At 59.6% G+C, this 13,613-nt stretch carries 18 protein-coding genes; 5 read left to right on the top strand and 13 right to left on the bottom strand.

Going from position 1 to position 13,613, the window contains the following annotated elements; translation table 11 throughout:
• Positions 1–20: 20 nt before the first annotated feature.
• Positions 21–755: a Crp/Fnr family transcriptional regulator gene (locus G455_RS0118745; protein ID WP_028095100.1), complete on the bottom strand. Its 735-nt coding sequence runs from the start codon at positions 753–755 to the stop codon at positions 21–23.
• Between the two features lie 149 nt (positions 756–904).
• On the opposite strand from G455_RS0118745, the gene G455_RS0118750 reads away from it, so the two are divergent.
• From G455_RS0118750 to nhaA, 3 genes are all read left to right on the top strand, one after another.
• Complete coding sequence (locus G455_RS0118750; RefSeq protein ID WP_028095101.1) at positions 905–1,147, top strand: hypothetical protein; 243 nt, start codon at positions 905–907, stop codon at positions 1,145–1,147.
• A gap of 31 nt (positions 1,148–1,178) precedes the next feature.
• Complete coding sequence (locus G455_RS24650; RefSeq protein ID WP_084437130.1) at positions 1,179–2,363, top strand: fatty acid desaturase; 1,185 nt, start codon at positions 1,179–1,181, stop codon at positions 2,361–2,363.
• A gap of 95 nt (positions 2,364–2,458) precedes the next feature.
• A complete protein-coding gene (gene nhaA / locus G455_RS0118760; RefSeq protein ID WP_028095102.1) occupies positions 2,459–3,775 on the top strand; it encodes a Na+/H+ antiporter NhaA in 1,317 nt (438 codons plus the stop codon).
• 273 nt (positions 3,776–4,048) lie between these two features.
• Here nhaA and G455_RS0118770 read toward each other — a convergent pair whose 3' ends face one another.
• From G455_RS0118770 to G455_RS0118810, 9 genes are all read right to left on the bottom strand, one after another.
• Entirely contained in the window at positions 4,049–4,360 is a 312-nt protein-coding gene (locus G455_RS0118770) for a hypothetical protein (protein ID WP_028095103.1), read from the bottom strand.
• A gap of 19 nt (positions 4,361–4,379) precedes the next feature.
• Positions 4,380–5,399 (bottom strand): protease modulator HflC, encoded by a 1,020-nt coding sequence (gene hflC, locus G455_RS24660; RefSeq protein WP_051312626.1) that lies wholly within the window; start codon positions 5,397–5,399, stop codon positions 4,380–4,382.
• Positions 5,396–6,466 carry an FtsH protease activity modulator HflK gene (gene hflK, locus G455_RS0118780; RefSeq protein ID WP_028095104.1) on the bottom strand — a complete coding sequence of 357 codons (1,071 nt, stop codon included), beginning with the start codon at positions 6,464–6,466 and terminating at the stop codon, positions 5,396–5,398. The genes hflC and hflK overlap by 4 nt, the downstream gene beginning before the upstream one ends.
• A gap of 76 nt (positions 6,467–6,542) precedes the next feature.
• Entirely contained in the window at positions 6,543–7,034 is a 492-nt protein-coding gene (locus G455_RS24665) for a hypothetical protein (protein WP_035367014.1), read from the bottom strand.
• A 150-nt stretch (positions 7,035–7,184) separates the two neighbouring features.
• Positions 7,185–7,991, bottom strand: a complete 807-nt coding sequence (locus G455_RS0118790; protein WP_028095105.1) for a transglutaminase-like domain-containing protein — start codon at positions 7,989–7,991, stop codon at positions 7,185–7,187.
• Between the two features lie 34 nt (positions 7,992–8,025).
• Positions 8,026–8,829: a hypothetical protein gene (locus G455_RS24670; protein ID WP_051312627.1), complete on the bottom strand. Its 804-nt coding sequence runs from the start codon at positions 8,827–8,829 to the stop codon at positions 8,026–8,028.
• 196 nt (positions 8,830–9,025) lie between these two features.
• Positions 9,026–9,532: a hypothetical protein gene (locus tag G455_RS0118800; protein ID WP_229861808.1), complete on the bottom strand. Its 507-nt coding sequence runs from the start codon at positions 9,530–9,532 to the stop codon at positions 9,026–9,028.
• A 9-nt stretch (positions 9,533–9,541) separates the two neighbouring features.
• Complete coding sequence (locus tag G455_RS0118805; RefSeq protein WP_028095107.1) at positions 9,542–9,886, bottom strand: hypothetical protein; 345 nt, start codon at positions 9,884–9,886, stop codon at positions 9,542–9,544.
• Complete coding sequence (locus G455_RS0118810; protein ID WP_035367016.1) at positions 9,883–10,191, bottom strand: hypothetical protein; 309 nt, start codon at positions 10,189–10,191, stop codon at positions 9,883–9,885. The genes G455_RS0118805 and G455_RS0118810 overlap by 4 nt, the downstream gene beginning before the upstream one ends.
• Positions 10,192–10,533: 342 nt before the next feature.
• On the opposite strand from G455_RS0118810, the gene G455_RS26490 reads away from it, so the two are divergent.
• Together G455_RS26490 and G455_RS0118815 are read left to right on the top strand one after the other, a co-directional pair.
• Positions 10,534–10,953, top strand: coding sequence for a hypothetical protein (locus G455_RS26490; RefSeq protein ID WP_154664428.1), 420 nt, complete (start codon positions 10,534–10,536; stop codon positions 10,951–10,953).
• Positions 10,950–11,363 (top strand): hypothetical protein, encoded by a 414-nt coding sequence (locus tag G455_RS0118815; protein ID WP_229861809.1) that lies wholly within the window; start codon positions 10,950–10,952, stop codon positions 11,361–11,363. The genes G455_RS26490 and G455_RS0118815 overlap by 4 nt, the downstream gene beginning before the upstream one ends.
• Positions 11,364–11,638: 275 nt before the next feature.
• Here G455_RS0118815 and G455_RS0118820 read toward each other — a convergent pair whose 3' ends face one another.
• The 3 genes from G455_RS0118820 to G455_RS24675 form a co-directional block, all read right to left on the bottom strand.
• Positions 11,639–12,676 carry a type IV secretion system protein gene (locus G455_RS0118820; RefSeq protein WP_035367017.1) on the bottom strand — a complete coding sequence of 346 codons (1,038 nt, stop codon included), beginning with the start codon at positions 12,674–12,676 and terminating at the stop codon, positions 11,639–11,641.
• Entirely contained in the window at positions 12,676–13,095 is a 420-nt protein-coding gene (locus G455_RS0118825) for a hypothetical protein (protein WP_028095111.1), read from the bottom strand. Before G455_RS0118825 ends, G455_RS0118820 begins: the two co-directional genes overlap by 1 nt.
• Positions 13,096–13,111: 16 nt before the next feature.
• Positions 13,112–13,613, bottom strand: a 502-nt coding sequence (locus G455_RS24675) for a CpaF/VirB11 family protein (RefSeq protein WP_035367019.1), incomplete at its 5' end; no start/stop codon positions are given.

Below are 13,613 nucleotides of genomic sequence, written 5' to 3' on the forward strand. Positions count from 1 at the left end.
GAAGACTGAGGGCGACTCTGTCATTTCAAAAGCGGTCCGGTCTGATCCAGATACGCCGGATCGAACCCGGCAAGCTCCGCCAGCCCGCTGTAGTCGTGAAATGCCACGTGACCGTCGCGGAAAGTCACCAGACCGCGTTCACGCAATTGCCGCAACACACGGTTCACATGGACTGCGCTCAATCCAAGCGCGTCGGCAAGGTGATATTGTGTGAGCGGGCAGTCGTACCCCTCCTTGCTCCCCATGCCTACCAGAGCCAGCCGCGATCCCAACTCCAGCAGGAAATGCGCCATCCGTGCTCCCGCGTCCCGCCGCCCAATCCCGACGAGATGTTCAACCACCATCGCCTCATCCCGCGATGCCGCCCAAAGGATGGCCGTTGCGAGCCGCGGTGTCTGCGCGAACGCCTCGAGCAGATCGCCCGTCAAGACTTCTGCAGCCTCTACGTCCACGATTGGCTCGAAACTGTGGTCCGAGGTACGCAAAAGCACGCTTCGCAATCCCAGAAAATCGCCCGGCACCTGAAAATCAACGATCTGCCGCGTTCCGTCCGGCTGGATCTTGTAGGAGCAGACCCAGCCCGCGGACAGGATGTAGGCGGCCTGATCCGATTGTCCCTGATGGGCCATGTCTCGCCCGGCGACAAAAGACCGCCGACGCCCGTGCAGACGCGCCAGCGCCGCAAGTTCGGCCTCTGACAAAGCGACAAATGCCGAGAGTTTTCGGGTGAGCGGACTTGCCGCAGCCGCTGTCATGACCCTTTCCTTTCGGTTGCGGGGATATGTCGAGACTGGCTCATGGACTGCTCTCGATCAGTCCAGCATAGAGCATTTCATGCAAGAAAGGGGAACACATCAGGCACGCTGCACCGTCAGATTGTGACGCGATGAAAGGAACACACCGGATGCCTACGTCGAACGACGCTTCTGGACTGGCCGCCCTGTCGATCTGCGAGTCACTTCTGTTGGCCATGAACGATCGCGGATTGCTGCCGGAGAACGAGATCGTCGGAGTTCTCCGCGACGCCGCGGCCATCCATGAGAACACCATCGACACTGAGCCTGACGCGGAAATTCACCGGGTCGCGGCGGCCCTGATCAATCAGATCATCACTCAGGGCAATTCGGTGCACCGACCACCAGCATGATGCATTCAATCGTAGAGGATCTGCATCACCCATGACGTTTTCGTCCCGCTCAGATAACAAGCAGCCTCAACGGCATGGCCGACAGGACGCTACGGCGAACAAAAGAGGCGAACATGGCAACTCCGGACCCGACCTACAGGATGCCGGATCACACGCGGAGGCGGTCAAAAGTGCTGGCCATTCTTCCGCCGAGACCGACCGCGCATCGAAGCAGTCGCAGTTCACCCCATCGGACTGGACACGAACGCTGGCGGCGTATCGACAACCTATCCCGTCGCGTAGCGTTTTCGAACTCACCATTACACTCGCGCCATTCGTGGCGCTCTGGGCTGTCGCCTCGTGGGCGCTGTCGATCAGCACCGCGTTGGCAATCATTCTGGCGCTAGCGAATGCGGCCTTTCTCGTCCGTCTGTTCATGTTCCAGCATGATTGCGGTCACGGGTCGCTGTTCCGCAGCCGGTGCCTCTGCGACTGGATCGGGCGGGTGATCGGCGTTCTCACTCTGACCCCCTACGATGTCTGGCGCAAGACGCACGCGCTCCACCACGCCACGACCGGAAATCTGGACCATCGGGGTGTCGGAGACATACCAATCCTGACGGTCAGCGAATATCAGGACAAGAGCCGACTTGGCCGGGCGGGCTATCGGCTGATCCGCAATCCGGTGTTCCTGTTCGGCGTGGTGCCGTTCTATACATTCTTCCTGCAAAACCGCCTGCCCGTGCACCTGATGCGATCCGGCTGGCGGTACTGGCTGAGCGCGATGGGCACAAACCTCGCCATTGGCCTTTCACTGATGACGATCATCTGGCTGGGCGGCTGGGATGTTCTGCTGTTCGTGTTCCTCCCGACGATGTTTCTGGCAGCGGTCACCGGCATGTGGTTCTTTTACGTGCAGCATCAGTTCGAAGATACAAGCTGGCAGCACGACGGGGACTGGAACATTCAGGACGCGGCCCTGCACGGAAGTTCACACTATGCGTTGCCCGGTATCCTGCGCTGGATCAGCGCAAACATCGGCGTTCACCATGTGCATCATCTGGCCAGCCGCATTCCCTTCTACCGTCTGGACGAGGTTATCCGGAATCACGATGTCCTGGCGCAGACCAAGCGCATAACACTTTGGGAGAGCTTCCGCTGCGCGCGCCTCCACCTCTGGGACGAGCAACGCCATAGACTTTTGTCGTTCGCGGAAGCTCGGGCGCTTTCTGCCTGAGACTGAGCGATTTGGCCGAGGGACAAGGAAACAGACCCTGGTTGCGTGTGCGGAGTCACTGTCCCTCTGAGTGGAAAAAAGGGGAAAACGGTCCAATGATCGACAAACTAGCATCTCTGCCCCATGAGGCCGCCGACACGCTCGCGCGACCCTTCGCACGCTTTCTGAAAATCGAGGCGGCAGCGGGTGCCCTTCTTTTCCTGGCGGTGTTGCTGGCGTTGGGACTGGCGAATTCGCCTTGGCACCGCGTTTTTCTGGATTTCTGGGAAACTCGTATCGGCCTGACATTCGGCTCATGGGATTTCAGCCGCTCCCTGCGCCACTGGGTCAATGACGGATTGATGACGCTCTTTTTCTTTGTGCTCTCGCTCGAGCTCAAGCGGGAAATCGTTCTGGGAGAATTGAGAAATCCTCGACAAGTCGCCTTGCCTCTGGCGGGGGCCGTGGGCGGCATGGTGGTTCCGGTCGCAATGTATTTGGCGTTGATGTCCGGAGAATCCGGACTGCATGGTTGGGGAACCGTTATGGCAACCGATACGGCATTCGTAATCGGGTGCCTCGCGCTATTCGGAAACCGGGTTCCACCTACCCTGCGTCTCTTCTTGCTCTCGCTGGCGATATTCGATGATGTCGGCGCGATTCTCGTGGTCGCGCTCGGGTACGGAGAAGCCCTGAACTGGTCGGCACTCGGGGTGGGTCTGCTGGGAATTGGTGCCGTTGCAAGCGCCTCGCGGCTCGGAATCAGAAGTGTTCCGGTCTATTCATTGCTGGGAGTTGGAATCTGGCTAAGTGTTGATGCATCCGGCGTCCATGCGACCATCGCTGGCGTCATTCTGGGCCTCATGACACCCACCCGGGTCTGGGTCAGCGATGCACGTCTACGGGGGATCCTGGGGCGGTTGCTGGCCCATCCTGCCGGCGAGCATTGGAGTGGCGATACCACAGAACGCCATGACCTTCTCCAGGCAGGGGCAGCGGTCACGGAATCCGTCTCTCCAGTCGAGCGTCTCGAGATGATACTGCACCCTTGGGTCGGCTTTGCAATAATGCCGATCTTCGCGTTGGCTAATGCCGGCATGACGTTTCAGGGTGCTGATTTCCAACAAACAGTCACTCTGGCGGTCATTGCCGGATTGGTATTGGGAAAGCCGATCGGCGTACTCGGTTTCAGCTGGCTTGCAGTTCGTTCCGGCATTGCGGTGCTTGCGCCGGGCCTGTCCTGGCCCTTCATCGTGGCCGGCTCGTTTTTGGCGGGGATTGGGTTCACGATGTCGGTCTTCATCGCGGATCTGGCCTTCGATGCGACGATGCTTAACGCTGCCAAACTAGGAATCCTGTCAGGATCGGCCTTCGCTGCGACAATCGGCACACTGATACTGCTTCAACTGACACGGCTCGAGACGAGGACATGATACGCAAGGCATGACGACGCTCAGAGACCGCAGCCTTGGAGTGCCCGGGATTTTGGATTTGGGCCAAAGCCGGACAATCCGCTGGTCACCCGCGCCCTGACGAGCGGACAGGTTGCACCGCCGTTTGCCATGAGCGCGACGCTTTGCACCGCCGACAAATCCGCTCCCCGAAGCCTTCACTCGGAACGGGCGTGCGGCAACGGAGACAAAGACGCTCTTTCGGGACATCATCGATGGCCCGCACAGGCCCATTGTCCTGATCCACGAGTTCGGTCATCGATCTGCGCCATCCTCTTCAATCAGCCGTGCCAGATCACCAAGCGTGCGCTCGATGAGTTCCTGTCGCCGGGCGTCACTGGCTTCGGCGGTTTCCGAGTAGCGCCGTATCAGATACTGCGCTTTGAGCGCTGCCTCATGCCAGTTGGCGGCGGGTTGGGCGAGGAGCTGTACTTCGAGTTCCTCCTGCCGCAAGCGGAGCGCTCTTTGATCGGCTTCGAAATCCTTCAGGGAGTGTCGCCGGATGTCGGCCGCGATCCGGCCTTCGGCGCTTCGCCTTGTATCGAGGTCAACCGGATCGTCGGTCATCGCTATTGTCTCCCTGGTATCATCGTTCGACCAACGCTTCGGCCCCTGCACGGGCAGGGTCAGCCCCTGCGCCTGACGTTTCTCCTTCCATTGCCCTCAGGTATCCGAAGAGATCGCTGTCGGTCGTGAGAACAAGTGTCGTTCCGCCCGAGATCATATCCTTGTAGGCCTGCATGGTTCGCGTGAACGCGTAGAATTCAGCGGCCTCGGGAGTGATGTTGTAGGCTCTTGCATAGATGTCCGCCGCCGAGGCATCTGCCAGGCCCCGGATTTCTTCCACCTCCCGGTAGGCTTCGGATTGGATCTTGTTCAGGTCGCGCACGCGGTTGCCGCGGATACGCGCGGCTTCGCCATTGCCTTCGGACAGGAAACGCTCGGCGATCTGTCGTCGCTCCGAGATCATGCGATCATAGATCTTCGGACGCACGCTTTCGTTGTAGTTGATCCGCTTGAAGCGGATGTCGAGGAGTTCTATCCCGAAGACACGAACCTTCTCTGCGGCAGCCGCGAAGATCTCCTGCTCCACCATTGCCCGGCCCTTTTGTATGGGGACCAGCGCACCGATGTCCTGCGCGCGCTCTTCATCCGTCAGGAGCGTGTCCCGCAGCGGCACCCTGCCTTTCGTTGTTCGAATGATCTCGATCAGCTCGTGCTTGGCGACGGCATTGCGGGTCTCGCTGCCGAGAATGTCGTCGAGCCGCGATTGCGCGCTGCGCTCGTCGCGCAGGCGCAGGAAATACTGCAACGGATCTGTAATTTTCCAACGGGCGAACAAGTCCACGGAAATATAGAGCTTATCCTTGGTTGGCATGTCCGAAGGGTTGCCGTCCCACTCGAGAACCCGGCGATCGATCCGATTGACCTCCTGAATAAAGGGGAGTTTCAGCTTGAGGCCGGCTGTCGTGATCGGTTCTCCAACGGGTTTGCCGAATTGCGTAATGATCGCCTGTTCGACCTCGCCAACCGTGTAGAAGGCGCCCGGGGCGGTCACGACGACCGCAACGGCGAGACCTGCAAGAATGCCAGATTTCAGTTTCATGGCTGATCCTCCCGGGCCCGGTCGAGCGTCAGAAGCGGCAGAATGCTCGCGGTCGAGCCATCGACGATGATCTTCGACCCGATCCCTGGCAGCACGTCTTGCAGGGTCTCGATATAGATACGCCGTCTCGTGACGTCGGGCGCCTTCACGTATTCGGCCAGAAGCGCGGTGAACCGTGCGGCGTCGCCTTCAGCCTCGTTTATGCGTTTCAGGCGATAGCCATCGGCCTCGCGGATGCGCTGGTCTTTCTCGCCCTCGGCCAGTGGAATGACTTTGTTGTATTCGCGACGCGCTTCGTTGATCAGGCGCTCCTTCTCCTGCTGGGCCTGATTGACCTCATTGAAGGAGGCCTGAACCGGTTCGGGCGGGTTGATGTTCTTGAGCTGCACCTGATCGATGCTGATCCCCATCGCGTACTTGGTCGTCAGCGCCTGCATCTTCAGAAGAGCTTCGCTTTCGATCTCCTGCCGGCCTATAGTGATGACCTCGTCGACTGTGCGGTCGCCGACAACCTCACGCATAACAGACTCGGAAACATAACGAAGCGTCGCGCCCGGCTGACGCACCTCGAAGAGGAATTTCAGCGGCTCCGAAATCCGGTATTGCACCACCCACTCCACGAGAGCGGCGTTCAGATCGCCGGTTACCATCTCGGTTTCGCGACGGCCATCGACCGGACTTTGAAACGGATCACTCGCGCCCGGCGTTGTGAAGCCGAATTCCTGTTTCAGCTGACGCTTCACGGGAACCAAGGTGACCACATCGACCCCAAGCGGAAATTTGAAGTGCAGCCCCGGCGGAACCTCAGCGGTGTATTTTCCAAATCGCTGCACGACGGCCACGGAGTCACTCGGAACCGTGTAGTAGGACGACCAGGCGACAACTGCGAAGAAAGCAACGGCCCCCACCACCGCGGTGCTCTTGGCGGGTGGCAGACCACCTGGCAACAGCCCACCCAAGCGCTCGCGACCCTGACGGAGAATGGCATCGATCTCTGGTGGAGCGCGCTTCTGTCTGGGGTTCCATGGTCCCCGATCGTCCGGGCGGTCGTCCTCATGATCAGGCATGGTGGTTTCCTCTTGTTCTGGTGCGGCCAACTCTGCTGCGACTGCGGGGCCAAGGGTCTGCGTGCTGCGGCACGGCTCAATTTCGCCGCGGCGGCATCCCTTCATTCTCTGCGACCTGAATCGAATATTTGCCCGGCGGCATGCCGAGGTCACCGACGGGTGTCGCGGCATCAGGGGCGGCCACGGACGAACGCTCGATTGAGTAGAGATGCCGAAGCTGCATTTCAGAGACGCCGTCGGCCTGCATTACCAGCCGCACCATCGGATCGGCCAACATCTCCTCGAGGAAGAATTCCGTGAGCTCTTTTCCGGTGAGCTCATCCTTTGCGCGGGCTGCATCGAGGTCGATCAGAGAGACCCTCAATGTGCGTGACAATCCGGGATGTGAGTTTCGCGGATGCAGATTTACCAGCACCGAGGCCTTCCAGGCATCGGGGTTGCGGTCATCGGGCGGCGCACTCAGCTCGGTTTCGATGTCATAGGTTCCGGCCGGCAGCATTTCGTCAAAGCCCGGGACCTTGAACGGTCTCGAAAACACCGCAACGCTCTTTATTTTGGGGTGTTCCACCTGCGTCCTCCTTGTTTACGGTCAATTCGGTGATCTCAAGTTCCGCCAGCGGCCTCCCCTGCGTTGGAAGACCTTCAAATCCAGAGCCTTGCCTCAGAGAGGATCAGAGCCGTGATCGCCTGATGGCCGACCACTTGGATTGAGGCCCGATCAGGTCAATTGATCGGTCCAGACCCGGAACTCCAACAGCGTGCTTGGCCCGAAGGTCTGCGTCAAAGGCACATCCGCGGCATCCCGGCCGCGCGCGATCAGGATCCTCGCGGTGCGCCGTGTGTTGTTGCGCGGATCGAAGACCCACCAGCGACCCTCGAGAAAGACTTCCATCCAGGCCGCGAAATCTCCGGGCGGATAGGGCTCGGGCTCGCCAATATCGCTCAGATAGCCCGTGCAGTAGCGGGCCGGAATGTTCATGCATCGGCAGAAGGCGATGGCGAGATGCGCAAAATCACGGCACACACCGGCCCGGCCGGCAAGCGTCTGAGAGGCTGTGCGGGTCGCATTCGCCTGCATATAGTCGAAAGCCACAGTCTCGTGAACAAAATCGCAGATCGTCTGGACCCTGGCCCATCCGGGCCTTGTGTTCTCAAACAGCCGCCAGGCTTCGTCGGACAGAAGATCCGTGTCGCAATATCGGCTGCCGAGCAGATAGACGAGCGTCTCGAACGGCAGATCCTGGACCGCGTGCTGGGCCGCATCCGGAGCAGCGGGGTCGAGCAACCCGCCATCCCGGAAAATGCCATCGGAGGACAAGGTGAAATCGCCCGCTGGTGCCACCATGCGCGTGCACCAGTTTCCGAAACCGTCACGGTAGCTTTCGAGCGGGACGCTGGGAGAGGTGACGAGATAGTCGGCGCGCTCCAGATCACCGAAGCGCGAATAGTGTACATTCAGCATCGCGATCAAGGGCGTCGGTTGGGTCAACGCGTAGCGCAGGCGGCATCCTAAGCTGACGCGCATCCCGGACGCACGAGGACCCCCCGAAGTGTGCGGATCATCGTCCAAGAGCACACCCCCCATCGGACAATCGAAAGCCTCGGTCACAACTCCAGCGATTGCCTGATCGATCGAGATGGGCGTTCTCCGGCAGCACGATCACGACGCAGTTGCGATCCTTGCGCTCGTATCCTCGCTCACAGCGCCATCCCGGCCCATACGAATCCGTGTCCAGAAAGGCATTGGCCGGTAACACGATGGCATCGCAGCGACCGTCAACCTCGGAAAAGCCTCTTTCGCAACGCCATGTATCGCCGTAATCGGTGTTGGTCAGGTAGCCGTTATCCGGCACGGCAATTGGAACGCACGCGCCATCGCCCGCTGCAAAGCCGCGATCACAGGTCCAGCCCGTGCCTCCGGGATCTTCCGTGAGAAATGCGTGTTCCGGCAGGATGATTGGAACGCAGGTTTCGCGGTCCTGCCGATATCCGCGTTCGCACTGCCAGTCGGAACCGTAAGATTGCAGGAAGGCGTGGGCGGGCACAAGGATGGGGGCGCACGATGCCTCACCCCTCTCTTCGTATCCGCGGCGACATTCCCACCCCGTTCCGTAGGAACGACCCGTCGCATAGGCATTCTCCGGCAGTTCGATCGCAAGGCACTCAGCGCCATCCACCCGATACCCCAGGACACAGTTCCACCCTCCGCCATAGCTGCGGGCCTGCGCGTTCTGCGGGATCGGTCCAGTCCCGTCCTGCGCAAAGACCGGAAACGCGAGAGAGGCGATCATGCCGGCCACCGCAGTCAGTTTCGCAAAAAGGCGCCCGAGGGTCCTGCCATGTGAATGCGCATCGTGTGCCATTTGCTCCATCCTTCAAGTTCTGGGGCAGTTCGCTTGCCTGTGGGATTTCGAGCGCATCGGCTGAAGTGTGCCGTTTGCTGCCCCGCCGCCGAGACATTCGGCAACACAGATGCAATATCTGGTCTTGTCGGCATGCCTTCGTTCTCGGCTGCCTGGATCGCAAACTCGCTCGGTCCAGTAGGTTGAATGCCGAGGATCATGGCAGGGACAGCTTTAACAATGCCGCAGCTGCGTTGGCGTGCTCCTCTTGGTGGTAGTCGCCGCGAAAGACGCCGTTGACCGTCACGTGCCATATGCCGTTTCTCTGTTGGACGAGAACCTGGTCGCGTTGCGCATGCGGATCGGAGCCCTCCAATCTGTCGTTTTCAGAGGCGCTAGCGCGTTTCGCAGCCTTCGACGGATCGACCGGCGGCTGGCGCGGTTCACCGAGAAGCATCACGGCGCGGATGAATTCTTCCGCATAGTCGTCGGCCCCCCGATAGTCGTGCTCGTGCCGAGCCATGCGCATCGGTTCCACGAACCGTTCTCTCAGATGATCGACAAACCGCGGCTCAGTTCGGGACATGTATGCGATCAGTGCCTGAAGGACCCTTTCATGAGCGAGCACGCGACGTTCGAGCTCGGTTCTCTCATCTCGGGAATCGGAAGATTGTTCCATCGCGGGCAGGGTCTCTTCGTTGCCGATATCCGGGGACTGTTGCATTCGGAGGCTCTAAAGTTGGAGCTCTGCGAGACAAGCTTGCGCGATGTCGCGATCCGGAGCATCGGTGCCGGGTACGGTCGCCCATCCCGCCTTCATAAGCGCGTCGCGCCTCTGGTAGGTTGACGCAGCCTTGATTGTTTCCATCTTTGCGGCCCGCTCCGGATCGGTCCGGGCCATTTCCAGACAAACGGGCACCATGGCCGCGACAACATCCTCGTGGGCCATGGTCAAGGCTCTGTCGCTCGAAGTTCCGCCGGTCACCCAGCCGCCCCATGTAAATCCGACGACACCTACAATGACCGCGCCGATTGCGGCGCCGTAGATGCCGGGTTTAAGCCATTCGGGAGTGTTCATTTCAAGTCCTCCGACGGGGAAAGCGCCGTCTCGCTATTTCGGTTCGGAAATCTCCGGTCCAAGCCAAGTGCCGTTTCCAGATCCCGCTCGCTGGTCGATCGCAGTTCGACTCGTCCAGCCCTTTGCCCCTTTACTCGTACGGTCAGATATGTCGCCGTCCTTCGGTAGGCCGCGAAGCTGAGACCTTCCAGAAGCTCTTCCTCGACGACCACGTCGTAGTCGCCGGCGGGCAATTCATCCGTGTAACCGGACAAGAGAAACGGGTGTTCGAACGTCACAGTCGACTTGGTCGAGCGCATGGCCATACCTGATCTCCGTGCTGTCTGCGGGGAGCAGCACCACGTCCACCCCATGATTTCGGGGAAGAGGCACAGCGTGCTGGTATCAGTACTTTTACCTGACGATCGGACGACACGCCCTGACCCATGTTAGCATGGCTCGCAATGGTGAGCTGACGGGCAAGACCCGAGCGGGTCTGGCATTGGCAGCGTCAGCTTGGCGCCAGACTGATCTGCATCAGCCCGTGCAGGGCGGAATTTGGGCAGGATCGACGCCAACCGAGGTCTTCTCGGCCGGAGTTGGCGACCCAGATCGTTCTGTGTCTAAACCTGCCGAGATCCCGAGCCACATTTATGTAGGAAGCAAAAATGCCCGCACCAGGTATCCTTAATTTCCACGACCCCGCATTGGAGCGGTTTCTCTTCGCCTCCGTCGGCGAAGACCGAAACGGCTCCAGCGTGACCGTACTCTCTGCGCTTGCCAGGCTGGACCTCGATCCTTGGGACGTGGCCGCCGAGCTTGCGTCTTCAGGCCGTGAAGCTGCTGTCTCGCGCTTGAGAACGCTGCTGTCACGCTGCAAAGACGTGCCTGCACTTGCGACTGAGAATGGAAAGGTGGCGCGCACCCTTGCTCCTCTCCTTCCGCCTGCCGCACCGGCCGCTACGAGTGTAGGCGATGCCGTACATAAGGGCATTGCCTCCTCGCCAGGAACGATCCTGTCAGTAGCGGTCGTGATACTGTTCCTGATCCAGGTAATACTTTCCGGCACATGGGAGACAGCCGAATGACCCTCTCCACGCCGCAAAGCAATCTTCCCGACGATGCCGCAAGTAAGATTAGCAGACCGTCTTCTACGGATCAGAAAATTCTCTGGGATATGGAGGAGCGCTTCTGGACAAGTGGCTCCGACAACGCGCGCGCAACCACCGCCAAGGATGCAATCATGATCATTCCATATCCTCCGGGTATCCTACAGGGTGATCAAATCTGGCATGGCCTGAAGCGGAGAACCGGCTGGCGGTCCGTGGCGATGGCTGAGCGTAGAACAACGCAATGTGGCGACATTGTCATTCTCAGCTACCGTGCCTCTGCTGAGAAACCCGATCTGCCCATCTATGAAGCACTTTGCGCCTCCACCTATCTGAACGATGTGGGTGGCTGGCTCCGCACGTCTCACCAGCAGACTCCAGTCGACTGAGCCGTATGATGAGCCCATAGAGCGGTTCCGTATTTGCCTGAATCAAAGGCCGATTCCGGATCGGGTTGTTCAGAATATGGTCAAGGTGGCTAGCATCGGAGACCGATGCCGTATGCAAACAATTTTCGCGAAAGAGTTAACAGATCGAAGCATCTAGGGGATAGCCCGTCGTCGAAAATTCCAGTTTAGAGGATTCTGACGTAGTTTAGAGCGGTTGCGGGGCAGGATTTAAACCAACGGCCTTCATATTTTCAGTCCGAATGGGCGTTCTCATTTCAATGCGCTCTACCCTGTCCCAACCGCTTCGCCCTCTCCGCCATCCTAACAACTTGCACACTTGCCATCGCCACGGAGCTCTGCGCGGACGCAGGCGCCTGCACAAGGCCTCTCCCAATCACCTCCCCGCTGGTCAGCGCACCAATCCGCGACCTGCCTTTGACGCCGGCCGTGTTGAAGATCCCACGCACGACCCCAGCCGATCCAGCGACAATGGCGGGCGCGGCCGCCACCATCAGGTTGCCCGAAATCCCCCTCACGATCAGAGGTGTCGCCGCGACGAAACCTTTTGCCAGAAAGACCATGACGAAGAACGGCACGAGCGATCCGATGTTGGTTGCCGAGTTCGGATCGCCGAGCTGGGCGAGCAGCGAATTCGCCATGCCGACGACCGTCGAGAACATTGCTGCGATTACGATGGGGTAGAAAGCATAGCTGACCGTCGTCGAGACCCACCTATGGAAAAAGTCTTTGGTCGCATCGAAGAGAGACAGAGCGATCATGATCGGAGCGAGGCCAAGCATGAGTGTCAGCATCATCTTGGCGAAAATGAGTACGATGCCGGTCATGAAGCCAAGAAGGCTCAACAGAACGAGCCCTATGCCGCCCAAGATCGCACCTGTCATCCAGTTCAGGTTGCTGCCGATGGCGTTCAAGTATTGGCTGAACTCTGTAATGAGATCATCGAACTCGGCCGCGAAGTATGTGGCCCCCGCCCCTCCGCCGCCGACCGAGGAAATCAGGGCTCCAGCGACATAGTCGAGCCCGCCGATGATGGCATTCGCGACCGCGTTGAAGTTGGCCCAGTTGAAGGCGAAGAGCCCTATCAACATCAGCTTGATCAGGTACCAAAAGAAGCTGGCCCCATCCATGCTGCGGAATTGGAAGGCCATGTTGATGCAGACGCCGATCAGCGAAAGAGTGGCCATCAGCAGGACGATCGCGCCGACATTGCTTGCCACAGCCCCGAACTGGGACTCGGCCGCATCGACAAGGAACGCGTCTGCGGTTCCGACCATCCAACTGACGACACCCACTACCAGGTCCCTTGCGCTTCGCAGATATCCTGCACTTCACGGGCGATCTGGTTTTGTTGGTCCCTGAGGGCTAACCGAGCTTGAGTATGTTCCGCCTGAGTACTTGTCGCAAAACGTTCTTCATATTCCGCCGAGGCAACATCCCATGGTGGGAAGCGGATGTCACAGCCACAATCGCCTGATGACTTGATCGCCTGCCAAGAACGCAATTCATAGAGCCGCATCATGGTTCGAGCCTTGTAGGCTTCCCGCGGGTCGATTTCGTCCATCCAGGTCGGGCGCGCCGGACGTTCGTTGCAGATCCGGTATTGTTGAGGCGACATATCGACTGTGAGATCGTTTGAGACCTGAGGCGAAGTCTGCGCCACAAGGGGGCCCGCCAAGGCGGCAAGCATGAGTGCGAGAATTGGTTTTCGCATCTGGGGGGTTCCTTTTTTACTCAGCGGCAACGGAGGGGCTCTTGTTGCCTCTGCCGTCGACCATGTCGAGATTCAAATCGGTGGTTTGACCCGGGAGAAAGAACTCGGTGATTCCGCGCGCGCCTTCATGGCGGCCTGCCTGAATGATCACGTCGATCGAGCCCTCGATATAATCGATCATGTCGGCATAGGTCATTGGCACATCGGTTTTCAGGGCGGCGATGGCGAGGCGGCGAACAGCAAGTTGTGGGGTCTCGGCATGCAGCGTGGTCAGCGATCCACCGTGGCCGGTGTTGATTGCCTCGAGAAACGTCATCGCCTCGCGCCCGCGGACTTCGCCTAGGACGATCCGATCGGGTCGCATGCGAAGCGTTGAGGCCAAGAGCACATCGGCACTGCGGGCATCCGTGTCCCGGTCAGCGATCAACGTCACGACATTGGGCTGCTCGGGGTGCAGCTCGGCTGCCTCCTCGATGGTGATGATCCGCTCTTCGGGCGGGATCAGTGAAAGGATCTTG

This window comes from Pseudodonghicola xiamenensis DSM 18339, assembly GCF_000429365.1.
GTDB lineage: Bacteria > Pseudomonadota > Alphaproteobacteria > Rhodobacterales > Rhodobacteraceae > Pseudodonghicola > Pseudodonghicola xiamenensis.

What these genes read in the sequence shown, in the direction of transcription:
- G455_RS0118745 (WP_028095100.1), bottom strand. Translation starts at nt 755, where the DNA reads ATGACAGCGGCTGCGGCAAGTCCGCTCACCCGAAAACTCTCGGCATTT.
- G455_RS0118750 (WP_028095101.1), top strand. Translation starts at nt 905, where the DNA reads ATGCCTACGTCGAACGACGCTTCTGGACTGGCCGCCCTGTCGATCTGC.
- G455_RS24650 (WP_084437130.1), top strand. Translation starts at nt 1,179, where the DNA reads ATGACGTTTTCGTCCCGCTCAGATAACAAGCAGCCTCAACGGCATGGC.
- nhaA (WP_028095102.1), top strand. Translation starts at nt 2,459, where the DNA reads ATGATCGACAAACTAGCATCTCTGCCCCATGAGGCCGCCGACACGCTC.
- G455_RS0118770 (WP_028095103.1), bottom strand. Translation starts at nt 4,360, where the DNA reads ATGACCGACGATCCGGTTGACCTCGATACAAGGCGAAGCGCCGAAGGC.
- hflC (WP_051312626.1), bottom strand. Translation starts at nt 5,399, where the DNA reads ATGAAACTGAAATCTGGCATTCTTGCAGGTCTCGCCGTTGCGGTCGTC.
- hflK (WP_028095104.1), bottom strand. Translation starts at nt 6,466, where the DNA reads ATGCCTGATCATGAGGACGACCGCCCGGACGATCGGGGACCATGGAAC.
- G455_RS0118790 (WP_028095105.1), bottom strand. Translation starts at nt 7,991, where the DNA reads ATGCGCGTCAGCTTAGGATGCCGCCTGCGCTACGCGTTGACCCAACCG.
- G455_RS24670 (WP_051312627.1), bottom strand. Translation starts at nt 8,829, where the DNA reads ATGGCACACGATGCGCATTCACATGGCAGGACCCTCGGGCGCCTTTTT.
- G455_RS0118800 (WP_229861808.1), bottom strand. Translation starts at nt 9,532, where the DNA reads ATGCAACAGTCCCCGGATATCGGCAACGAAGAGACCCTGCCCGCGATG.
- G455_RS0118805 (WP_028095107.1), bottom strand. Translation starts at nt 9,886, where the DNA reads ATGAACACTCCCGAATGGCTTAAACCCGGCATCTACGGCGCCGCAATC.
- G455_RS0118810 (WP_035367016.1), bottom strand. Translation starts at nt 10,191, where the DNA reads ATGGCCATGCGCTCGACCAAGTCGACTGTGACGTTCGAACACCCGTTT.
- G455_RS26490 (WP_154664428.1), top strand. Translation starts at nt 10,534, where the DNA reads ATGCCCGCACCAGGTATCCTTAATTTCCACGACCCCGCATTGGAGCGG.
- G455_RS0118815 (WP_229861809.1), top strand. Translation starts at nt 10,950, where the DNA reads ATGACCCTCTCCACGCCGCAAAGCAATCTTCCCGACGATGCCGCAAGT.
- G455_RS0118825 (WP_028095111.1), bottom strand. Translation starts at nt 13,095, where the DNA reads ATGCGAAAACCAATTCTCGCACTCATGCTTGCCGCCTTGGCGGGCCCC.